Source organism: Poseidonocella sp. HB161398, assembly GCF_005870025.1.
Classification (GTDB): Bacteria; Pseudomonadota; Alphaproteobacteria; order Rhodobacterales; family Rhodobacteraceae; genus Mangrovicoccus.
Map to the genome: position 1 here is coordinate 156,888 of NZ_VATA01000006.1, position 16,055 is coordinate 172,942.

Consider the following 16,055-nt stretch of genomic DNA (forward strand, 5'->3'; position numbering starts at 1 on the left):
GTGACGGAAAGGACAGGACCATGAAGAACGATCAGACTTTCGGCGAGCTCGGCCAGATCTCCTGGCTGTGGATGAATTCGGGCCTCCATGCCGACTGGAGCACGCGGCTGATGATGCGCAATGTCATCCCGCCGGTCAGCCTCGGCCAGTACGAGATCCTGCGCGAGGGCTGCGTGCCCGTCGCCTATGCAAGCTGGGCCTTCTTCTCGGAGGAGGCGGAGCTGCGCTATATCAAGACGCCCTCCGCGATCCGGCTGGAGGACTGGACCTCGGGCGACCGGCTGTGGTTCATCGACTATGTCTCGCCCTTCTCGCTGCGCCACACCCTGCAGCTGAAAAGCCGGCTGCGGGCGCGGTTCGAGAACCGCTTCGCCCGCGGGCTGCGCGTCGTGCCGGGGGCCACGAAGGGCCGGGTCGTCACCTATATCGGCAAGGACATCTCCGAGGGCTGGCAGCAGACGGCCGATGCCCAGATGATGTCGCATTTCGCCGCCCGGCCGGTCTCCTGACCCCGCGGGGCGCGGGGGATCAGCCGACCTGCAGCCCGCGGCTCCAGACACCGCGCAGCACCGGCTGGCCGCCCATCCCGGCGACCCGAAGGAGGTCGGCGCGCTGCCCCGGTTCCAGCCGTCCGCGATCGGCCAGTCCCGCCGCCCGCGCGGGCGCCTCGGTCACGGTGCGCACGGCGCGGGGCAGATCCTCCCAATGGGCCGCCAGGCGGAAGGCGGCGAGCAGAAGCGAGGACGGCACGTAATCCGAGGAGACGATGTCGAGCAGCCCGTCCCCGGCCAGCGCCAGCGCCGCGACATTGCCCGAATGCGACCCGCCGCGGACGATGTTCGGCGCGCCCATCATGATGGCGATGCCTGCCTCGCGGCAGGCGGCGGCGGCCTCGGCGGTGGTCGGGAACTCGGCGAAGGCCGCGCCCTTGCCCTTCGACTGCGCCACCTGCTCCGGCGTGGTGTCGTCATGGCTGGCCAGCACCGCGCCCAGCCTCTGCGCCTCTGCCGCCGCGCCCGCCTCATTGGCCGCGCCGAAGCGCTCCTGCAGCGCGTAGAGATGGGCGACATGGGCGTCGAAGGCCGCGTCGCTGAAGCCGCGCTTGCCCGCCCAGTAGGCCTTCAGCTTGGAGATGTCGCGGAACTGCCGCTGGCCCGGCGTGTGGTCCATCAGGCTGAGGATGCCGATCCGGTCGCCGGGGCCGAATTCGGCGAGCTCCTCCAGCAGCGTCTCCGAGCAGATCTCGGCGCGCAGATGGACGAAATGCGAGATCCGGAAGGCGCCGGCGCGGCGCAGCTCGATCAGCTCGTCGGCGACGCTGCGGGCGTATTTGCCGTAGCCCTGCCCCTGCGAGGTGATCGAGCCGACGCGCAGCGCGTCGAAGACCGTGGTGATCCCGGCCGAGGCCAGCTCGCCGTCATGCGCCAGGAGCGCCGGGCGGTGCGGCCAGGCGACCTCGGGGCGCGGCTCGATATGGCGCTCCAGGTTGTCGGTATGCAGCTCGACGAGCCCCGGCATCACCAGGTCGCCGCGGCAGTCGAGGGCGCCCGCGGGCAGCGCCGCGCCGCTGCCGGTCGCGGCGATCACGCCGTCCTCGACCGCGATCCAGCCGGTCTCCACCCGGTCGGGCAGCACGAGGCGGGCATTGCCGAGGCACAGGCTGCCGGCGGCGATGGCGGGTTCGAGGGCGGCGGGGGCGATCTGGTTCATCGGAGATCCTCGGGAGAAGGAGCGGCGCGGGCGCCGTCAGGCAGGGTCGGCGGCCAGGATGGCCAGGGCGCGGGCGACGGTGTCCTCGAGCGGTCCGTCATTGGCGAGGGTGACGGCGTCGAGGCCGGGCGGCAGCGGCGGGGCGGTGCGGGCCAGCCGCCGGGCGATCGCGGCCGGGTCCTCGCGCCCGCGGCCCGTCAGGCGGCGGGCCAGCGTCTCGGTGCGCGCGGTGACATTGAGGACGGCGAGGCCGGGAAAGACCGCGGCCGCCTCGCCGAGCACCCGGCGCGACAGGTTGGCGATCCGCCCGTTGCCGCGGGCGACGTCCTGCGCCACCTCCGCGGGAATGCCGTAGCAGAGCCCGTGCGCCGCCCAGCTGAGGCAGAAGCCCCCGGCGGCGGCGCGGGCGCGGAACTCGGCCTCGGTGACGGCGTCGTACTCCTCGCCGCCGAGCCCCGGCGCGCGGGTGATGACGCGGCGCACCGGCGCGAGATGCGGCGCCGCCCGCACCAGCGCGCGGATCAGGCTGTCCTTGCCGACGCCCGAGGCGCCGACCACGGCGACCAGCCGCCCCGGCCGGCTCATTGCGCCCGCTCCGGGGCGAAGGCGGTCATGTCGATCTCGCGGTCGCAGATCTCGGCGCGGGCGGCGGCATCGTGGAAGATGCCGACGATCGCCGTGCCGCGCGCCTTGGCCTCGCGGATGAGGTCCAGCACCACGGCGCGGTTCGCCGGATCGAGGCTGGCCGTGGGCTCGTCGAGCAGCAGCGCCGGATAGGGATGGACGAAGCCGCGGGCGATGTTGACCCGCTGCTGCTCGCCGCCCGAGAAGGTGGTGGGCGAGAGCCCCCAGAGCCGTTCGGGGACGTTCAGCCGCGCCAGCAGCGCCGCGGCGCGGTCGCGGGCGGGCTCCGCGGCCATGCCGAGGAGGCGCAGCGGCTCGGCCACGACCTCGATCGTCGGCACCCGCGGCACGACGCGCAGGAACTGGCTGACATGGCCCAGCACCTCGCGGCGCAGCCGGATCACCTCGCGCGGCGCGGCCCCGGCGATCTCTATGCCGCCGATGGCGATGCGCCCCTGATCGGTGCGGTAGTTGCCGTAGATCATCCGCATCAGCGTCGACTTGCCCGCCCCCGAGGAACCGGTCAGCGCCACGCATTCGCCGCGCGCCACCGAGAAGCCCGCGCCCGACAGCACCGGGATCTCCGCCCCGCCCTGGTTGTGCAGCACGAAGCGCTTGGAAACGCCCGCGATCTCGATCATCTGTCCGTTCTCCATCCTGCCTCCTCAGGCCGCCAGCACGCTGGAGACCAGCAGCTGGGTATAGCCGTGCTGCGGATCGTCGAGCACCTGGTCGGTCAGCCCCTGCTCGACCACCTCGCCGGATTTCATCACCATCAGCCGGTCGGCCAGCAGCCGCACAACGGCGAGGTCATGGGTGACGATCACGGCCGAGAGCCCCATGTCCCGCACCAGCCCGCGCAGAAGGTCGAGGAGCCGCGCCTGCACCGAGACATCGAGCCCGCCGGTCGGCTCGTCCATGAACACGAGCCGCGGCCCGGTGACGAGGTTGCGCGCGATCTGCAGCCGCTGCTGCATCCCGCCCGAGAAGGTGGAGGGCCGGTCGTCGATCCGCCCCGGGTCGATCTCGACGCGGCCGAGCCAGTCCTCTGCCGTGCCGCGAATCGCGCCGTAGTTCCGCGCCCCGGCCGCCATCAGCCGCTCGCCGACATTGCCGCCGGCCGAGACCCCCATGCGCAGCCCGTCGCGGGCATGCTGGTGGACGAAGGCCCAGTCGCTGCGCGACAGCGCCCGCCGCTCGGGCTCGGCCATGGCCAGCACGTCGCGGGGGCCGTGATCGCGCGTGTCGAAGACGACCTGGCCCGCATCCGCGGCCAGATGGCCCGCCAGGCAGCTCAGAAGCGTCGACTTGCCCGAGCCGCTCTCGCCGACGATGCCCATCACCTCGCCCGGCCAGAGATCGAAGGAGACATCGCGGCAGCCAAGCTGCGCGCCGTAGGATTTCGAGAGCTGCCTTGCCGAGAGGATCGGGGTCATTTCGCGGCCTCCGTCGCGCAAGTTCGGCGCGCAACCTCTGTCGCGCCCGTGCGGCGCGCAGTCTCCGGGGAGTCCGTGCGGCGCGCATTGCCGGGGCTTCCGGCGCGGCGGGTCTCGCAGTAGTCGGTATCGGAGCAGACGAACATCCGCGTGCCCTGGTCGTCGGTGATCACCTCGTCGAGATAGCTCTCCGTCGCGCCGCAGAGCGCGCAGGGGTGGTCGGGCTTCGAGGGCTCGAAGGGGTGGTCCTCGAAATCGAGGCTGGCGACCCTGGTCCAGGGCGGAAGCGCATGGATGCGCTGCTCCCGCCCGGCGCCGAAGAGCTGGATCGCCGGGCAGTCCGACAGCTTCGGGTTGTCGAATTTCGGGATCGGCGAGGGGTCCATCACGTAGCGGTCCTCGACCATCACCGGATAGGCATAGGCGGTGGCGACATGGCCGTGGCGGGCGATGTCCTCGTAGAGCTTGACATGCATCAGCCCGTAATCGCCGAGCGCATGCATCCGCCGCGTCTCGGTTTCGCGCGGCTCGAGGAAGCGCAGCGGCTCGGGGATCGGCACCTGGAAGACGAGGATCTGTCCTTCGGCCAGAGGTGTTTCGGGGATGCGGTGGCGGGTCTGGATGACGGTCGCCTCGGCGGTGCGGGTGGTGGTGGCAATCCCGGCGGTGCGCTCGAAGAACTTGCGGATCGAAACGGCGTTGGTGGTGTCGTCGGCGCCCTGGTCGATCACCTTGAGGCGGTCGGTCCGGGTCAGCACGGCGGCCGAGAGCTGCACGCCGCCGGTGCCCCAGCCATAGGGCATCGGCATCTCGCGGCTGGCGAAGGGCACCTGGTAGCCCGGGACGGCCAGCGCCTTGAGGATGGCGCGGCGGATCATCCGCTTGGTCTGCTCGTCGAGATAGGCGAAATTATAGGCGGCGTCGGTCATGGCAGGACCTCCTGCGCGATGCGGTCGAGGACCGCGTCCGGCGCGGCCAGGATCGCGGTTCCGGTGAGATGGAGCGTGGCATGGCCGAGGCGGCGGAACCCGGCCTCGGTTCGCGCATCGGGACGGTCGATCTGCAGCACGAGCCGCCGTGCGGGGCAGGAGAAGCTGGCGGAGAGCCCGCAGAGCACGGGCTGGCGGCGGAACTTGAGCCCGTGGAAGCGGCGGTTCCGCAGCTGCTCCCAGAGCCAGGCCTCGCCCGGCGGGGCGGCGTGGCGCAGAAGGCGCGCATTGTGGATGTCGACGGTATGGTTCCTGATCTGCCGCTTCCCCCTCACCCCGGCCCTCTCCCCGGCGGGGAGAGGGAGGTTCCTGACGGTTCCGAGGGTCGGCATGAATGGCAAAGGGCTGGTTAACGCCGATTGCTTGCCGATGCGATGGCTCCCTCTCCCCGCCGGGGAGAGGGCCGGGGTGAGGGGGGTCATCGCCCGTCCTCCGTTCTGGCTTCGGCGCGCAGCTTGCGCACCAGCTCCAGCTCGGACTGGAAGTCGACATAGTGCGGCAGCTTGATATGCTCGAGGAAGCCCGTCGCCTGCACGTTGTCGGCATGGCTCAGGACGAATTCCGCGTCCTGCGCGGGCGCGCCGGTGAACGCCTCGCCGAGTTCCTGCCAGCGCAGAGCGCGGTCTACCAGCGCCATGGCAATCGCCTTGCGCTCGGTTTGCCCGAAGACCAGCCCGTAGCCGCGGGTGAATTGCGGCGGTTCGGTCCTCGAGCCCTTGAACTGGTTCACCGTCTCGGATTCGCTCAGCGCCAGCTCGCCGATTTCCACCGCGAATCCCAGCTCCGGGATCTCCATCTCGACCGCCACCCGGCCGATGCGCAGCTCGCCCACGAACGCATGGTTGCGCGCATAGCCCCGCTGGGTCGAATAGGCCAGGGACAGCAGAAAGCCCTCGTCGGCCCGGGCCAGTGCCTGCAGCCGCAGCGCGCGCTCCGCGGGCAGTTCCAGCGGCGCGCGGGTCAGGTCGGGGGGCGTCTCTCCGCCGTCCCCGGCCGGTTCGATCAGCCCGTCGCGGCCGAGGAATTCCGCCACATGCGGCACCGGGGCGGGTTCGGCTCGGCGCTCCGCGGCGGCGGCCGCCTCCCCGCCTTCGGCGGCGAGGCGGAATTCCAGCAGGCGGTGGGTGTAGTCGAAGGTCGGACCCAGCACCTGTCCGCCGGGCAGATCCTTGAAGGTCGCCGAAATGCGCCGGTCGCAGTCCATCGCGCCGGTATCCACCGGCAGGGAGGCGCCGAAGCGCGGCAGGGTCGTGCGGTAGGCGCGGATCAGGAACACCGCCTCCACCAGATCGCCGCGGGCCTGCTTGATCGCCAGCGCCGCCAGGTCCGGATCGTAGAGCGCGCCTTCGGCCATCACCCGGTTGACCGAAAGCGCCAGCTGCTCGCGGATCTGCGCGACAGAGAGCTCGGCGACGGCCGGGTCGCCGCGGCGCTCTTCCTCCAGCCAGGCATGGGCATTGGCGATGGCGCGCTCGCCACCTTTCACTGCGACATACATCAGCCGATCCGCGTGCTGCGCGGCAGCGCTGCAAGGCGCGTGCCGCTGGTGAAGATGACATCGAGCCCGAGCGGAAATCGCGCCGCGTTCGCGCGGAGGGCCTCCGGATCGGGCAGGGGCAGCCGGGCCTCCTCCGCGATCCCCGGCCCGGTCAGGCGCGTGCCGCCGGGCGCGAGGTCGGGCAGCTCGACGATCAGCGTCGCGGAGCGGTCGGGATAGTCCGGCGTTCCGGCCCGGTAGCGGCCGAGCGGCGCCAGCGCTGCCCAGTCCCCGAGCGCGAAGGCGCAGTCCGCGGCAGGCACCAGCGGCGCGCCGCAATGGAAGCCGACCCAGCTGCGCACCTCCGGGCAGTCGGCCGCGCCCGCCAGATGCAGCGGCGTGTCCGCATCGCAGAGCAGGAGCAGGACCACCCCCGCCGCAGGCGAGAGCGGCGCGGGCGGGCGGGCGCCTGCCACCTCGACGATGCGGCCGGGGCGGGCCATGCATTCCATCAGCTCGCGGAAGCCGCTTGCGGCCTCCAGCGCCGGGTCGGCGAAGCCGCCTTCGAGAGATTGCGCCTGCATCAGTCCTCTCCCCGCACCATCGTGAAGAAATCCACCTTGGTCGCCGCCGCCTTCGACGCGCGGGCCCGGCGGGCCTCGGCGCGCTCCGCCGCGAGCGGGCCGAGCACGGCCGCCTGCAGCGCCCCGGCGCGGTCCGTCTGCATCAGCGCGTCGATCAGCGCCGCGGCCTCGGCATCGGGTTTGGAGCGGCCCTGCAGATAGGCGTGCCCCACCGTGCCGCAGCCGAGCCGCAGGCTGCAGCGGGTGACCGTCATCTCGCCGAGGTTGAACGGCGCGCCGGTGGCGCCCGCCCGGCCGCGGACCATGACGCTGCCGGTCTCGGGCGCGCGCAGCCAGGCGAAGTCCGGCCGCGCCATCGCGGCGTCGAGAAGACCGGCCGCGCGCCCCGGGGGCGCCTTGGCCAGGAGGCCCATCCAGGCCTTCCGATCTGCGTCGCGGCTTTCCATCCCGACAACTTCCCGCTATACTATACAACTAGACACATTATGCCGGAACAGCCGCCGCGGCGCGAGAGGGGATTTGTGAATTTTGGGTAACAAGACGCCGATCTGGGCAGAAATCGCCCGTGCGCTGCGGCGCGACATCGCCGAGGGCGGCTACGAGCCGGGCGACAAGCTGCCGACCGAGGCGCAGATGGCGGCGCGCTTCGGCGTCAACCGCCACACCGTGCGCCATGCGCTCTCCGCGCTGGCCTCGGAGGGGCTCGTGCGCAGCCGCCGCGGGGCGGGGGCCTTCGTCGCGGGGCGTCCCGCGGACTACCCGATCACCCGCCGCACGCGTTTCACCGAGAACCTCCTCGCCCAGGGGCGCCGGCCCGGCCGCGAGAGCCTCGGCCAGGAGACCCGCGCGGCGACGGAGCAGGAGGCCGGCTGGCTCCGCCTCGCGCCGGGCGAATTGCTGCTGGTCAGCCGGGGCCGCTCGCTGGCCGACGGGCGGCCGCTGGCGATTGCGGAGTCGCTCTTTCCGGTGACACGGCTGCCCGGCATCGCCGAGGCGCTGGCCGCGGGGGAAGGGGTGACGCGGGCGCTGGCCGCGGCGGGGGTGGCGGACTACACCCGCGCCTGGACGCGGATCACCGCCGTTCCGGCCAGCGCGACGCAGGCGGGGCTGCTGGAGCTGCCCGAGGGCGCGCCGCTGATCGTCACCACCAGCCTCAACTGCGACCCCGAGGGCCGCCCGGTCGAGCATGGCCGCACCTGGTGGGCCGGAGAGCGGATCACCCTGACCCTCGGCGAGGAGGGCTAGCTGTTCAGTCCCGGCATCTGGTGGATCGGACCGGCGATGACTCTGTGCGGCTCTGAAGCCCGGATTCTGCAGATGCATTCGCAGGGCGTGGGCCCGCTGAGTGTTTTGAGCCGGCGGGCGACGTTGCAGGCATTCAAGACGTCGGCGAGGTGACTGCGAAGCTGATCATGGCTGCCGAAGCGGAAGCGTTTGACGGTGGCGTCTTTGACCGTCCGGTTCATCCGCCCGACCTGGCCGCCTCTCGGGAAAACGGTCCCCCGGACCGTTTCCTGATCCTCGTGGCTACATGGATGATCGGGTTTTGCCAGCCGGTTTTCGATCCCATTGGCTTTGCGGATCATGTCGAGGCGCATTTGCCGGGGCTGGGCGGTGTTCCGGTTGCGCGGCTGTTCGGCGACCTGGATACCGCTCGCCATCGGGCTCGGACCGATGGCCCGCTCGGTCGGAATCGTGCGGATGCGGCAGGGAACGGCCTCCGGACGGAACTCCAGGACCTCCCATGCTGTCCGCCTGCCGGCCTTCTCGGCCGGCTGGGCAGCCGCGGCCTTGCCGGTCCGGCCGATGGCAAGGAAAAGATAGCGCCTTCCCTCGGCGGTCTGCAGTTCTGCAATCTCCATGTGAAAGCCCCCCTCTCGGCAGATTGGTTCGCAATCGCCTGCCGGGCATGGACGGGGCAGCTATCGAAGCGCTGTCTCTCGGGCTTGCCGCCTTGCACATCCGGCAGGCGAGAGATGCATTCGTCATGGTGCTTGACCCAGTGGCGCATCATGGCTCATCGCGGAGCGGGCCAGGTGCGGGGACGACGGCTGAAGGGCATGGAGACAATCGTCCAGTGGCAGCAGCGCGTGCCTTCGAAACGCGGCGATCGTCGCCTCACCGGTCTCGCCGGGAACGGTCGGGCGCGGTTCCCTCGGACCGGTCTTGCGATCCTCGGCCGTCTCGCGCCTGCGCCACGTTGCGACCGTCTCCGGATGGATCCCGAGGTCCCGGCCTGGCGCCGCGGTCGAGGCTTGCGATCGCTGCAGTGCAGCCGGATGGCGTGCGCTCCTCCCGGCGCATGCGCCTGCCGGTCAACCGATCGTGGCGCTGCCGTGACGAACCTGTCCCGTAGGGCTTCCTTCCATTCCAGAGAATGGATCGCGCCATCAAACCGTGGGGTCGAACAGCTAGCCGCCATGGCGCTCGAGGAAGGCCGCTGCCGGCAGGCTGCGGAAATCCTCCAGCGCGGCGCGCAGCCTTGCATGGTCCCAGTCCCACCAGCCGAGCGCGATCATCCGCGCCGCCAGCGCCCGCGGCAGGCGCTCGCGCAGGGGCATGGCGGGCAGGCCCGCGACGATCATGTAGGGGTCGACGTCCTTCGTCACCACCGCGCCCGCGGCGACGACCGCGCCATGGCCCAGCGTCACCCCGGGCTTCACCATCGCGCCATGGCCGATCCAGGTGTCATGGCCGATCACCGCGATCCGGGCATGGCGGCGGGCGAAGAAATCGGCATCCGGCGCCGCATCGTCCCAGTAGTCGTCCGAGCGGTAGAGGAAGTGGTGGCAGGCGGCGGTGTCCAGCGGGTGGTCGGTGGCGCCGATCCGGGCGAAGGCGGCGATATTGGCGAATTTGCCGATCCGGGCATTGGCGATATCGGCCTGGCGGTCGCAATAGCTGTAATCTCCCATCCCGACCCGCGACAGGCGGCTGCCGCGGCCGATCTCGCAGAAGGCGCCGAGACGGCTTTCCGTGATCTCGCAATCGGGATGGACGAGGGGATCGGGGCCGAGCCGCGCCATCACCGCGCGCTCCCGCGGCCGATCAGCCGCGCGCGCAGCCGCCCCGAGAGCCAGTCCATGGCCATCACCATCAGCACGATCAGGAGGATGTAGTAGCTGACCTCCTCCCAGTCCTTCTGGGTCTGCATCGCCTGGGTCAGCAGGAGCCCGATGCCGCCGCCGGTGATGGCGCCGATGACCGTGGCCGATCGGGTGTTCGACTCGAGGAAGTAGAGCACCTGGCTGAGGAGGACCGGCACCAGCTGCGGCAGCACGCCGAAGCGCGCGCGCTGCACGGCATTGGCGCCGGTGGAGCGGATGCCCTCGACCTGGCGGCCGTCGATATTCTCCAGCGCCTCGGAGAAGACCTTGCCGAAGGTGCCGGTGTCCGTCACCAGGATCGCCAGCGCGCCGGTCAGCGGGCCGGGGCCGAAGGCGCGGGCCAGCACGATGGTCCAGATCAGCGAGTCCACCCCGCGGATGAAGTCGAAGACCCGGCGCACCGCGCCGCGCAGCAGCCAGACCGGGGTGAAGTTCCGCGCCGCGAGGAAGGCCAGGGGCAGCGCCGCAATGGCCGCGCCGAAAGTGCCGAGGAAGGCCATCAGGATGGTCTCGCCGATCGCCCAGGCCACGTCCTTGTGGTGCCAGACGGCGTTGGTCCACCAGTCATGGGCGGCGCCGGCGATGTTGCCCCGCTGCGGGTCGATCCGCGGGCCGAAGAGGATCTCGGCCGGGCCATGGCCGAAATACGGGCTGTCGAGGGTGAACCAGAAGAGGTCCCAGCCGAAGAAATAGCGGAAGATCTCGGTCCGCGCCGGGGTCATCGTCACGCGCGCACCGGGCAGGGTGATCATCACGCGCTTCGCCGAGGCGCTGATCCAATCGGGCGGCACCTCGCCGAAATCGCCGGAGATGCTGCGGCCCTGCAGCGCCATCCGCGCCGTGCCGTGGCCGGGGATGTCCAGCTCGGTGACATTGCCGGGCAGCAGCCGCGCGGTGGCGCCATGGCCCAGATCGACCGTCACCGTGTCTCCCAGCACGATCCAGTCCGGCGATGTGCCCGGGGCATAGGTGCCGCGGCGCTCGCCCTCGATGGCGATCTCGATATCGCCCGAGCGGTGCTGCCGCTCGACATGGGTCTTGTAGCTCCAGGTGTCGGAGGCGAGCACGACGGCATTGTCCCAGCGCGCCCGGCCCATCAGCCCGGCGATGTCGAAGGCCACGGCAGCATAGGCGAGATAGAGGATCACGCCCGCCAGCAGCCCGAACCCCGCCAGCTGCTTGCGGCGGAACAGGCGTCCGGCGGAGGCGCGCAGATCGGCAGTGTCGATGGCGGTCATGCGCGGGTTCCTTCGACGAGGCGGCGGCGGAGATGGCCCGAGAGCTGGTCGAAGAGCACGATCGCGCCGAAGAGCAGCAGGAAGATCGCCGCGGCATCGCCGAAGCGGCCCGGACCCCAGGCCATGGCGTTCTTGAGCTCGTAGCCGATCCCGCCGGCGCCGACGAAGCCGAGGATGGCGGAGGCGCGGACATTGATCTCGAACCGCAGGAGCGCGTAGCTGAGGAAGTTCGGCGCGACCTGCGGCAGCACGCCGAGCGCCATGCGCTGGCCCCAGCGCGCGCCGACCGAGGCCAGCCCCTCGACCGGCTTCTGGTCGGCATTCTCGGCGACCTCGGAGAAGAGCTTGCCGAGCGCGCCGGCGGTGTGGAAGGCGATGGCGATCACCGCGGGCACCGGCCCGCCGCCCAGTACGAAGATCAGCATCAGCGCGATGACGATCTCGGGGATGGCGCGCAGGATGTCCATCAGCCGGCGGAAGAGCGGCACGGCCCGCGGCCAGGGCGCGAGCCCGCGGATCGACAGGAAGGCCAGAACCGTGCCCGCAATCGCTCCGGTCAGGGTGGCGACGGCGGCGATGTTCAGGGTCTCGACCAGGTCGGGCAGGTATTCCAGCAGCTTGCCGGGCAGCTGGGCGCGCTTCTCCCAGGCTTCGGACAGCACCATGGCGGGATAGTCGCCGATCCGGTGCAGCCCGTCGAGGAAGCCGCCGGCATTGCGGTCATTGGCCGTCTGGAAGCCCGCGATCATCAGCGCGGCGAAGACCAGCAGCGCGAGCCCGCCATAGAGCCTGCGGCGGCGCAGCTCGGCCATGTAGCTGTCGCGGATCGCGCCGGGGGGCGGGGAGGCTAGGTCGGTCATGCAGAGACTCGCGGAACGGCGCAGGCCCGGCGCGGGGCCGGGCCTGCGGTGGAAAGGCCAGGCGTCAGGAGCCCTGCTCGATCTTCGCGCGGCGCACGGCGATGATCGACTCGTAGGCGTCATGGGTGATCGGGCTGAAGCCCAGCGTGTCGCCGCCGGCCACGCCATAGGCGCAGTCCGCGTCGGTCTCGTAGAGGTTGTCCATGATCGCGGTGACCTCGGTCTTGACGTCCTGGGGCAGCGCCTTGCGCAGCACGAAGGGGCCTTCCGGGATCGGCTTCGACTTCCAGATCTCGACCATGTCGTTCATGTCGACGAGGCCTGCATCCACGGCCTTGCGCAGCGCGCCCGAATTGTAGCCGTCCTCCCAGGCGCCCTGGCCGTCGGCCCAGGTCACGCCGGCGTCGATATCGCCGTTATAGACCGCGACGATGGTCTGCTCGTGCCCGCCGGTGAATTTCACGTCGGCGAAATAGTCGGAGGAGCCGTCCTGCATCGCGGCGGCCGGGATCTCGGGGTTCGAGGCGGGGATCTCCACCGAGGGGATCAGGTAGCCCGAGGTGGAATTCGGATCGCCGAAGCCGAAGACCTTGCCCTTGGCGCCGGCCAGCGTGGCGATGCCGCTGTCCTTGCGGGCGAAGCCGATGGAGTAGTAGGCGTAGGAGCCGTCCAGGTTGGTCTTGACCAGCACCGGCTCGACCGCCTCGGGGTCCTGCAGGTAGACGCCGGCATAGCCCGAGGCGCCGAGGATCGCGGCGTCGATCGTGCCGCCCAGCAGGCCCTGCATCACGCCGTTGTAGTCGGCGGGGGCGAAGATCTTGACCGGCACGCCGAGCGACGAGCTCAGCTGCTCGGCCAGGCATTCGTTGTTGGCGATGCGGTCCTGGGCGTTCTCGCCGCCGAGGATGCCGAGGCGGAATTCGCTGATCTCCTGGGCGGAGGCAGCGGAGGCGAGGGCCGTGGAGGCGGCCAGGGCAAGTGCAAGAGCTTTCATCTTCTCTCTCCTTGGGAAGGCCGCCCCGGACCGGGACGCGGCCGGTTGAACGGGGTCAGAGATAGGCCTCGGCCTCGCGCCAGGCGCGGTCTGCCGGGGCGATGGCGGTCGAGGTCGCGTGTTCCGAGAAATCCGCGCCGGCCCCGTAGATGTCGCGGGCGACGCCGGTGGTCAGCTGCGCAGGCGTGCCGTCGAAGACGATGCGGCCGTCGAGCATGCCGATGACCCGGTCGCAGTAGCGCCGCGCGGTGTCCAGCGTGTGCAGGTTGGCGATCACCATGCGGCCGTCCTCTTCGTGGATGCGGCGCAGCGTGTCCATGACGACCTGGGCATTCATCGGGTCGAGCGAGGCGATCGGCTCGTCGGCCAGGATGATCTCGGGCTCCTGCATCAGCGCGCGGGCGATGGCGACGCGCTGCTGCTGCCCGCCCGAGAGCGCCTCGGCCCGCTTCGGCGCGTGCTCGGCGATGCCCAGCCGCTCCAGGATGCCGATGGCGCGGTGGATGTCGTCCTCGGGGTAGAGGTTGAACAGCGAGGCCAGCGTCGAGCGGCGGTTCAGTGTGCCGTGCAGCACGTTCGAGACCACGTCCATCCGCGGCACCAGGTTGAACTGCTGGAAGATCATCGCGCAGCGGCTCTGCCAGCGGCGGCGGTCCGCGCCGCGCAGGGCGGTGATCTCGGTGCCGTCGAAGAGGATCCGGCCCTCGCTGGCATCGGTCAGCCGGTTCAGCATCCGCAGCATCGTCGACTTGCCCGCGCCCGACCGGCCGATGATCCCGATCATCGCCGGGGCCTCGACCGTGAAGCTCGCGCGGTCCACCGCCGTCCGCGCGCCGAACCGCCGGGTCAGTTCCTCGACCTGCAACATGCATCACCTCTTTCGCTCTCCGGTCCTGCTAGGTCGGGTCGGAGACGGTTTCGTGACAGGCGTGCTAATCAATTGTGAAGCCTTGGGCGCGGCGGCGGCGCGAAGGCCCGGGCAGCACGGCGGGACCGGCAGGGGGTGCCTGCCGGGGACCGGAAAGAGCGCGCGGGGCCCGGGTCAGGCGCCGCGGCGGGCCGGGTTGCTCCAGGCACGGCGGCCGGCGCGGTCGATCACGGTCACGCGCAGCCAGGGCGAGCGGGCGAAGCGGCCGTCCAGCGCGACCTCCGTGCGGGTCATCGACGGGCCATGGACCGCCTTCGCCGCCGAGCCGTGGCCCTGCACGATCACCGCGGCCACCGCGCTGGACTCCACGCGCACGCGGTCTTCCGCGATCTCGACCCCGTGAAGCTCCGGCCCCTGGCTGGAATAGAACCGGCCGGCCTTCAGCGCCTCGAGCAGCGCTTCGGGGCTGTTCTCCGCCGCCTTCACCATGACCCAGCCGCCAAAATGGTCGGGCTCGGTGAAATGCGCGTCGTCCGTGGCAACTAGGGCGAGGTCGCGGCCTTCGGAGAGCAGCAGGTCGGCGATGGAGAACCCGTCAGCGCGGTCGCAGCCGGTGGCGCAGCCGTGATTGTAGATCTCGACCGCATGGGCCGCCTCGACCGAGCGCGCATCGGCCAGGGTCAGACCGGACCATTGCGGATGGGCGATGGCGACGAAGGCCCCGGCGGCGCGGGCGCGGGCGGCCAGTTCGGGCCCGCTCTCCTGGTCCGGCACCGGCACGAAGCCCGGCGCATTGCCCGGCGCGAAATCTGCCGGCAGGCCGACCGCCAGGATGTGCCACAGCTCGCCATTCTCCATGGCGCCCGAATGCAGCTCGGCGCCGAGGAGCGTGGTGAAGCCCGCGGCGCGGAAGGGCGCCGTGTCGGTGAGGGGATAGCCGTACTGGCCGATGAAGTGGTCGGTCAGGGCGAGGAAGTCGTAGCCCTCGGCACGGTAGCGGCGGCAGACCTCCCCGGGGGGCAGGCAGCCGTCGGAATTGGTCGAATGGGTGTGCAGGTTGCCGCGGTAGAAGCGGCCGGGGGCGGAGAAGGCGGGAAGGATCATGCGTCTGCTCGGGCTGGAAGGACAAGGAGGTCGTCGCGCGAGAACCACAGGGCGGCCTCTGCGCCGGGGGCCGGGACGGCCGCGGCCCCGGACTGGTTGAACATGTCGGCGGCCACGGAGATCCCGGCGATCCTGACCCGCGCGCGGATCACCGAGCCGAGGAAATTCGTGTCGATCACGGTGCCGCCGATTTGCAGGTCGCCCGGCCCGCGCGGCGCCAGCGCCAGGGCCTCGGGGCGCAGCGCGACGGTCAGCCGGGTGCCCTCGCGCATCTCCGGGACGATGCCGGGGAAGCTCCGCCCGCCGAAGAACAGCGTGCCGCTGCGCCCGACATGGGCGTCGAAGGTGTTCAGATGGCCGACGAAGCCCGCGACGAAGCGGGTGGCGGGGCGGTTGTAGATCTCGGCCGGGCTGCCGGTCTGGTCGGCGCGGCCCTGGTGCATGACCACGACGCGGTCCGAGATCGACAGCGCCTCCTCCTGGTCATGGGTGACGAAGATCGTGGTGATGCCGAGCTCGCGCTGGATCGCGCGGATGTCGTCGCGCAGCGACACGCGGATCTTGGCGTCGAGCGCCGACAGCGGCTCGTCGAGAAGCAGCAGGTCGGGCTTCGGCGCAAGCGCGCGCGCGAGCGCGACGCGCTGCTGCTGCCCGCCCGAAAGCTGGTAGGGATAGCGCCCGGCGAGATGGCCGAGGGCGATCAGCTCCAGCATCTCGGCGACGCGGGCGCGGATGGCCGCGCGCTCCATCCCGGCGATCTTCAGCCCGAAGGCGACATTCTGCGCCACCGTCATGTTGGGGAAGAGCGCATAGGCCTGGAACACCATGCCGATCCGGCGCTTCGAGGCCGGCAGCGCGGTGACGTCGCGCCCCTCGACGGCGATCCGCCCAGAGGACGGCGTCTCGAAGCCCGCGACCATGCGCAGGACCGTGGTCTTGCCGCAGCCCGAGGGGCCGAGGAAGGAGATGAACTCGCCCTTCTCCACGGCCAGGTCGAAGCCCCGGACCACGGTATTGGCGCCGAAGCTCTTGGTGATGTCGGTGAGGGTGAGGAAGCTCATCTG

The 16,055-nt window shown here is 71.0% G+C and carries 19 protein-coding genes; 2 read left to right on the forward strand and 17 right to left on the reverse strand.

Annotated elements, in window-relative coordinates:
• The first annotated feature begins 20 nt into the window (after window positions 1-20).
• Window positions 21-509, forward strand: a complete 489-nt coding sequence (locus tag FGX59_RS07320) for a toxin-activating lysine-acyltransferase (RefSeq protein WP_138465874.1) — start codon at window positions 21-23, stop codon at window positions 507-509.
• Window positions 510-528: 19 nt separating this feature from the next.
• Here the strand turns inward: FGX59_RS07320 and FGX59_RS07325 are convergent, their stop codons facing one another.
• The 9 genes from FGX59_RS07325 to phnG form a co-directional block, all read right to left on the reverse strand.
• Window positions 529-1,710 carry an alpha-D-ribose 1-methylphosphonate 5-triphosphate diphosphatase gene (locus tag FGX59_RS07325; RefSeq protein ID WP_138465875.1) on the reverse strand — a complete coding sequence of 394 codons (1,182 nt, stop codon included), beginning with the start codon at window positions 1,708-1,710 and terminating at the stop codon, window positions 529-531.
• 36 nt (window positions 1,711-1,746) lie between these two features.
• On the reverse strand, window positions 1,747-2,295 hold the full coding sequence (phnN, locus tag FGX59_RS07330) for a phosphonate metabolism protein/1,5-bisphosphokinase (PRPP-forming) PhnN (RefSeq protein WP_138465876.1): 549 nt from the start codon (window positions 2,293-2,295) through the stop codon (window positions 1,747-1,749).
• Window positions 2,292-2,975, reverse strand: coding sequence for a phosphonate C-P lyase system protein PhnL (gene phnL, locus FGX59_RS07335; RefSeq protein WP_138465925.1), 684 nt, complete (start codon window positions 2,973-2,975; stop codon window positions 2,292-2,294). Before phnL ends, phnN begins: the two co-directional genes overlap by 4 nt.
• A 24-nt stretch (window positions 2,976-2,999) precedes the next feature.
• Window positions 3,000-3,770 carry a phosphonate C-P lyase system protein PhnK gene (gene phnK / locus FGX59_RS07340; RefSeq protein ID WP_138465877.1) on the reverse strand — a complete coding sequence of 257 codons (771 nt, stop codon included), beginning with the start codon at window positions 3,768-3,770 and terminating at the stop codon, window positions 3,000-3,002.
• A complete protein-coding gene (locus FGX59_RS07345) occupies window positions 3,767-4,699 on the reverse strand; it encodes an alpha-D-ribose 1-methylphosphonate 5-phosphate C-P-lyase PhnJ (RefSeq protein WP_138465878.1) in 933 nt (310 codons plus the stop codon). Before FGX59_RS07345 ends, phnK begins: the two co-directional genes overlap by 4 nt.
• Entirely contained in the window at window positions 4,696-5,034 is a 339-nt protein-coding gene (locus FGX59_RS07350; RefSeq protein ID WP_171060550.1) for a DUF559 domain-containing protein, read from the reverse strand. Before FGX59_RS07350 ends, FGX59_RS07345 begins: the two co-directional genes overlap by 4 nt.
• A gap of 143 nt (window positions 5,035-5,177) precedes the next feature.
• Window positions 5,178-6,257 (reverse strand): carbon-phosphorus lyase complex subunit PhnI, encoded by a 1,080-nt coding sequence (locus FGX59_RS07355; protein ID WP_138465880.1) that lies wholly within the window; start codon window positions 6,255-6,257, stop codon window positions 5,178-5,180.
• Complete coding sequence (gene phnH / locus FGX59_RS07360) at window positions 6,257-6,820, reverse strand: phosphonate C-P lyase system protein PhnH (protein WP_138465881.1); 564 nt, start codon at window positions 6,818-6,820, stop codon at window positions 6,257-6,259. The genes FGX59_RS07355 and phnH overlap by 1 nt, the downstream gene beginning before the upstream one ends.
• On the reverse strand, window positions 6,820-7,266 hold the full coding sequence (phnG, locus tag FGX59_RS07365) for a phosphonate C-P lyase system protein PhnG (protein WP_138465882.1): 447 nt from the start codon (window positions 7,264-7,266) through the stop codon (window positions 6,820-6,822). Before phnG ends, phnH begins: the two co-directional genes overlap by 1 nt.
• Window positions 7,267-7,348: 82 nt before the next feature.
• On the opposite strand from phnG, the gene phnF reads away from it, so the two are divergent.
• On the forward strand, window positions 7,349-8,065 hold the full coding sequence (gene phnF / locus FGX59_RS07370) for a phosphonate metabolism transcriptional regulator PhnF (protein WP_240722302.1): 717 nt from the start codon (window positions 7,349-7,351) through the stop codon (window positions 8,063-8,065).
• Here phnF and FGX59_RS38620 read toward each other — a convergent pair.
• The 8 genes from FGX59_RS38620 to FGX59_RS07410 form a co-directional block, all read right to left on the reverse strand.
• Window positions 8,062-8,682, reverse strand: coding sequence for a hypothetical protein (locus FGX59_RS38620; RefSeq protein ID WP_240722304.1), 621 nt, complete (start codon window positions 8,680-8,682; stop codon window positions 8,062-8,064). The genes phnF and FGX59_RS38620 overlap by 4 nt on opposite strands.
• Before the next feature lie 549 nt (window positions 8,683-9,231).
• Complete coding sequence (locus FGX59_RS07380) at window positions 9,232-9,846, reverse strand: DapH/DapD/GlmU-related protein (protein ID WP_138465884.1); 615 nt, start codon at window positions 9,844-9,846, stop codon at window positions 9,232-9,234.
• Window positions 9,846-11,165, reverse strand: a complete 1,320-nt coding sequence (gene phnE / locus FGX59_RS07385; protein ID WP_138465885.1) for a phosphonate ABC transporter, permease protein PhnE — start codon at window positions 11,163-11,165, stop codon at window positions 9,846-9,848. Before phnE (FGX59_RS07385) ends, FGX59_RS07380 begins: the two co-directional genes overlap by 1 nt.
• Window positions 11,162-12,025 carry a phosphonate ABC transporter, permease protein PhnE gene (gene phnE, locus FGX59_RS07390; protein ID WP_138465886.1) on the reverse strand — a complete coding sequence of 288 codons (864 nt, stop codon included), beginning with the start codon at window positions 12,023-12,025 and terminating at the stop codon, window positions 11,162-11,164. The genes phnE (FGX59_RS07385) and phnE (FGX59_RS07390) overlap by 4 nt, the downstream gene beginning before the upstream one ends.
• Before the next feature lie 64 nt (window positions 12,026-12,089).
• The gene (gene phnD / locus FGX59_RS07395) at window positions 12,090-13,019 is read right to left on the reverse strand and encodes a phosphonate ABC transporter substrate-binding protein (RefSeq protein ID WP_138465887.1); all 930 of its coding nucleotides are present in this window, start codon (window positions 13,017-13,019) and stop codon (window positions 12,090-12,092) included.
• A gap of 55 nt (window positions 13,020-13,074) precedes the next feature.
• A complete protein-coding gene (phnC, locus tag FGX59_RS07400) occupies window positions 13,075-13,887 on the reverse strand; it encodes a phosphonate ABC transporter ATP-binding protein (protein ID WP_138465888.1) in 813 nt (270 codons plus the stop codon).
• A gap of 174 nt (window positions 13,888-14,061) precedes the next feature.
• Window positions 14,062-14,991 carry a PHP domain-containing protein gene (locus tag FGX59_RS07405; RefSeq protein ID WP_138465889.1) on the reverse strand — a complete coding sequence of 310 codons (930 nt, stop codon included), beginning with the start codon at window positions 14,989-14,991 and terminating at the stop codon, window positions 14,062-14,064.
• A complete protein-coding gene (locus FGX59_RS07410) occupies window positions 14,988-16,052 on the reverse strand; it encodes an ABC transporter ATP-binding protein (protein ID WP_138465890.1) in 1,065 nt (354 codons plus the stop codon). Before FGX59_RS07410 ends, FGX59_RS07405 begins: the two co-directional genes overlap by 4 nt.
• Window positions 16,053-16,055 lie beyond the last annotated feature (3 nt).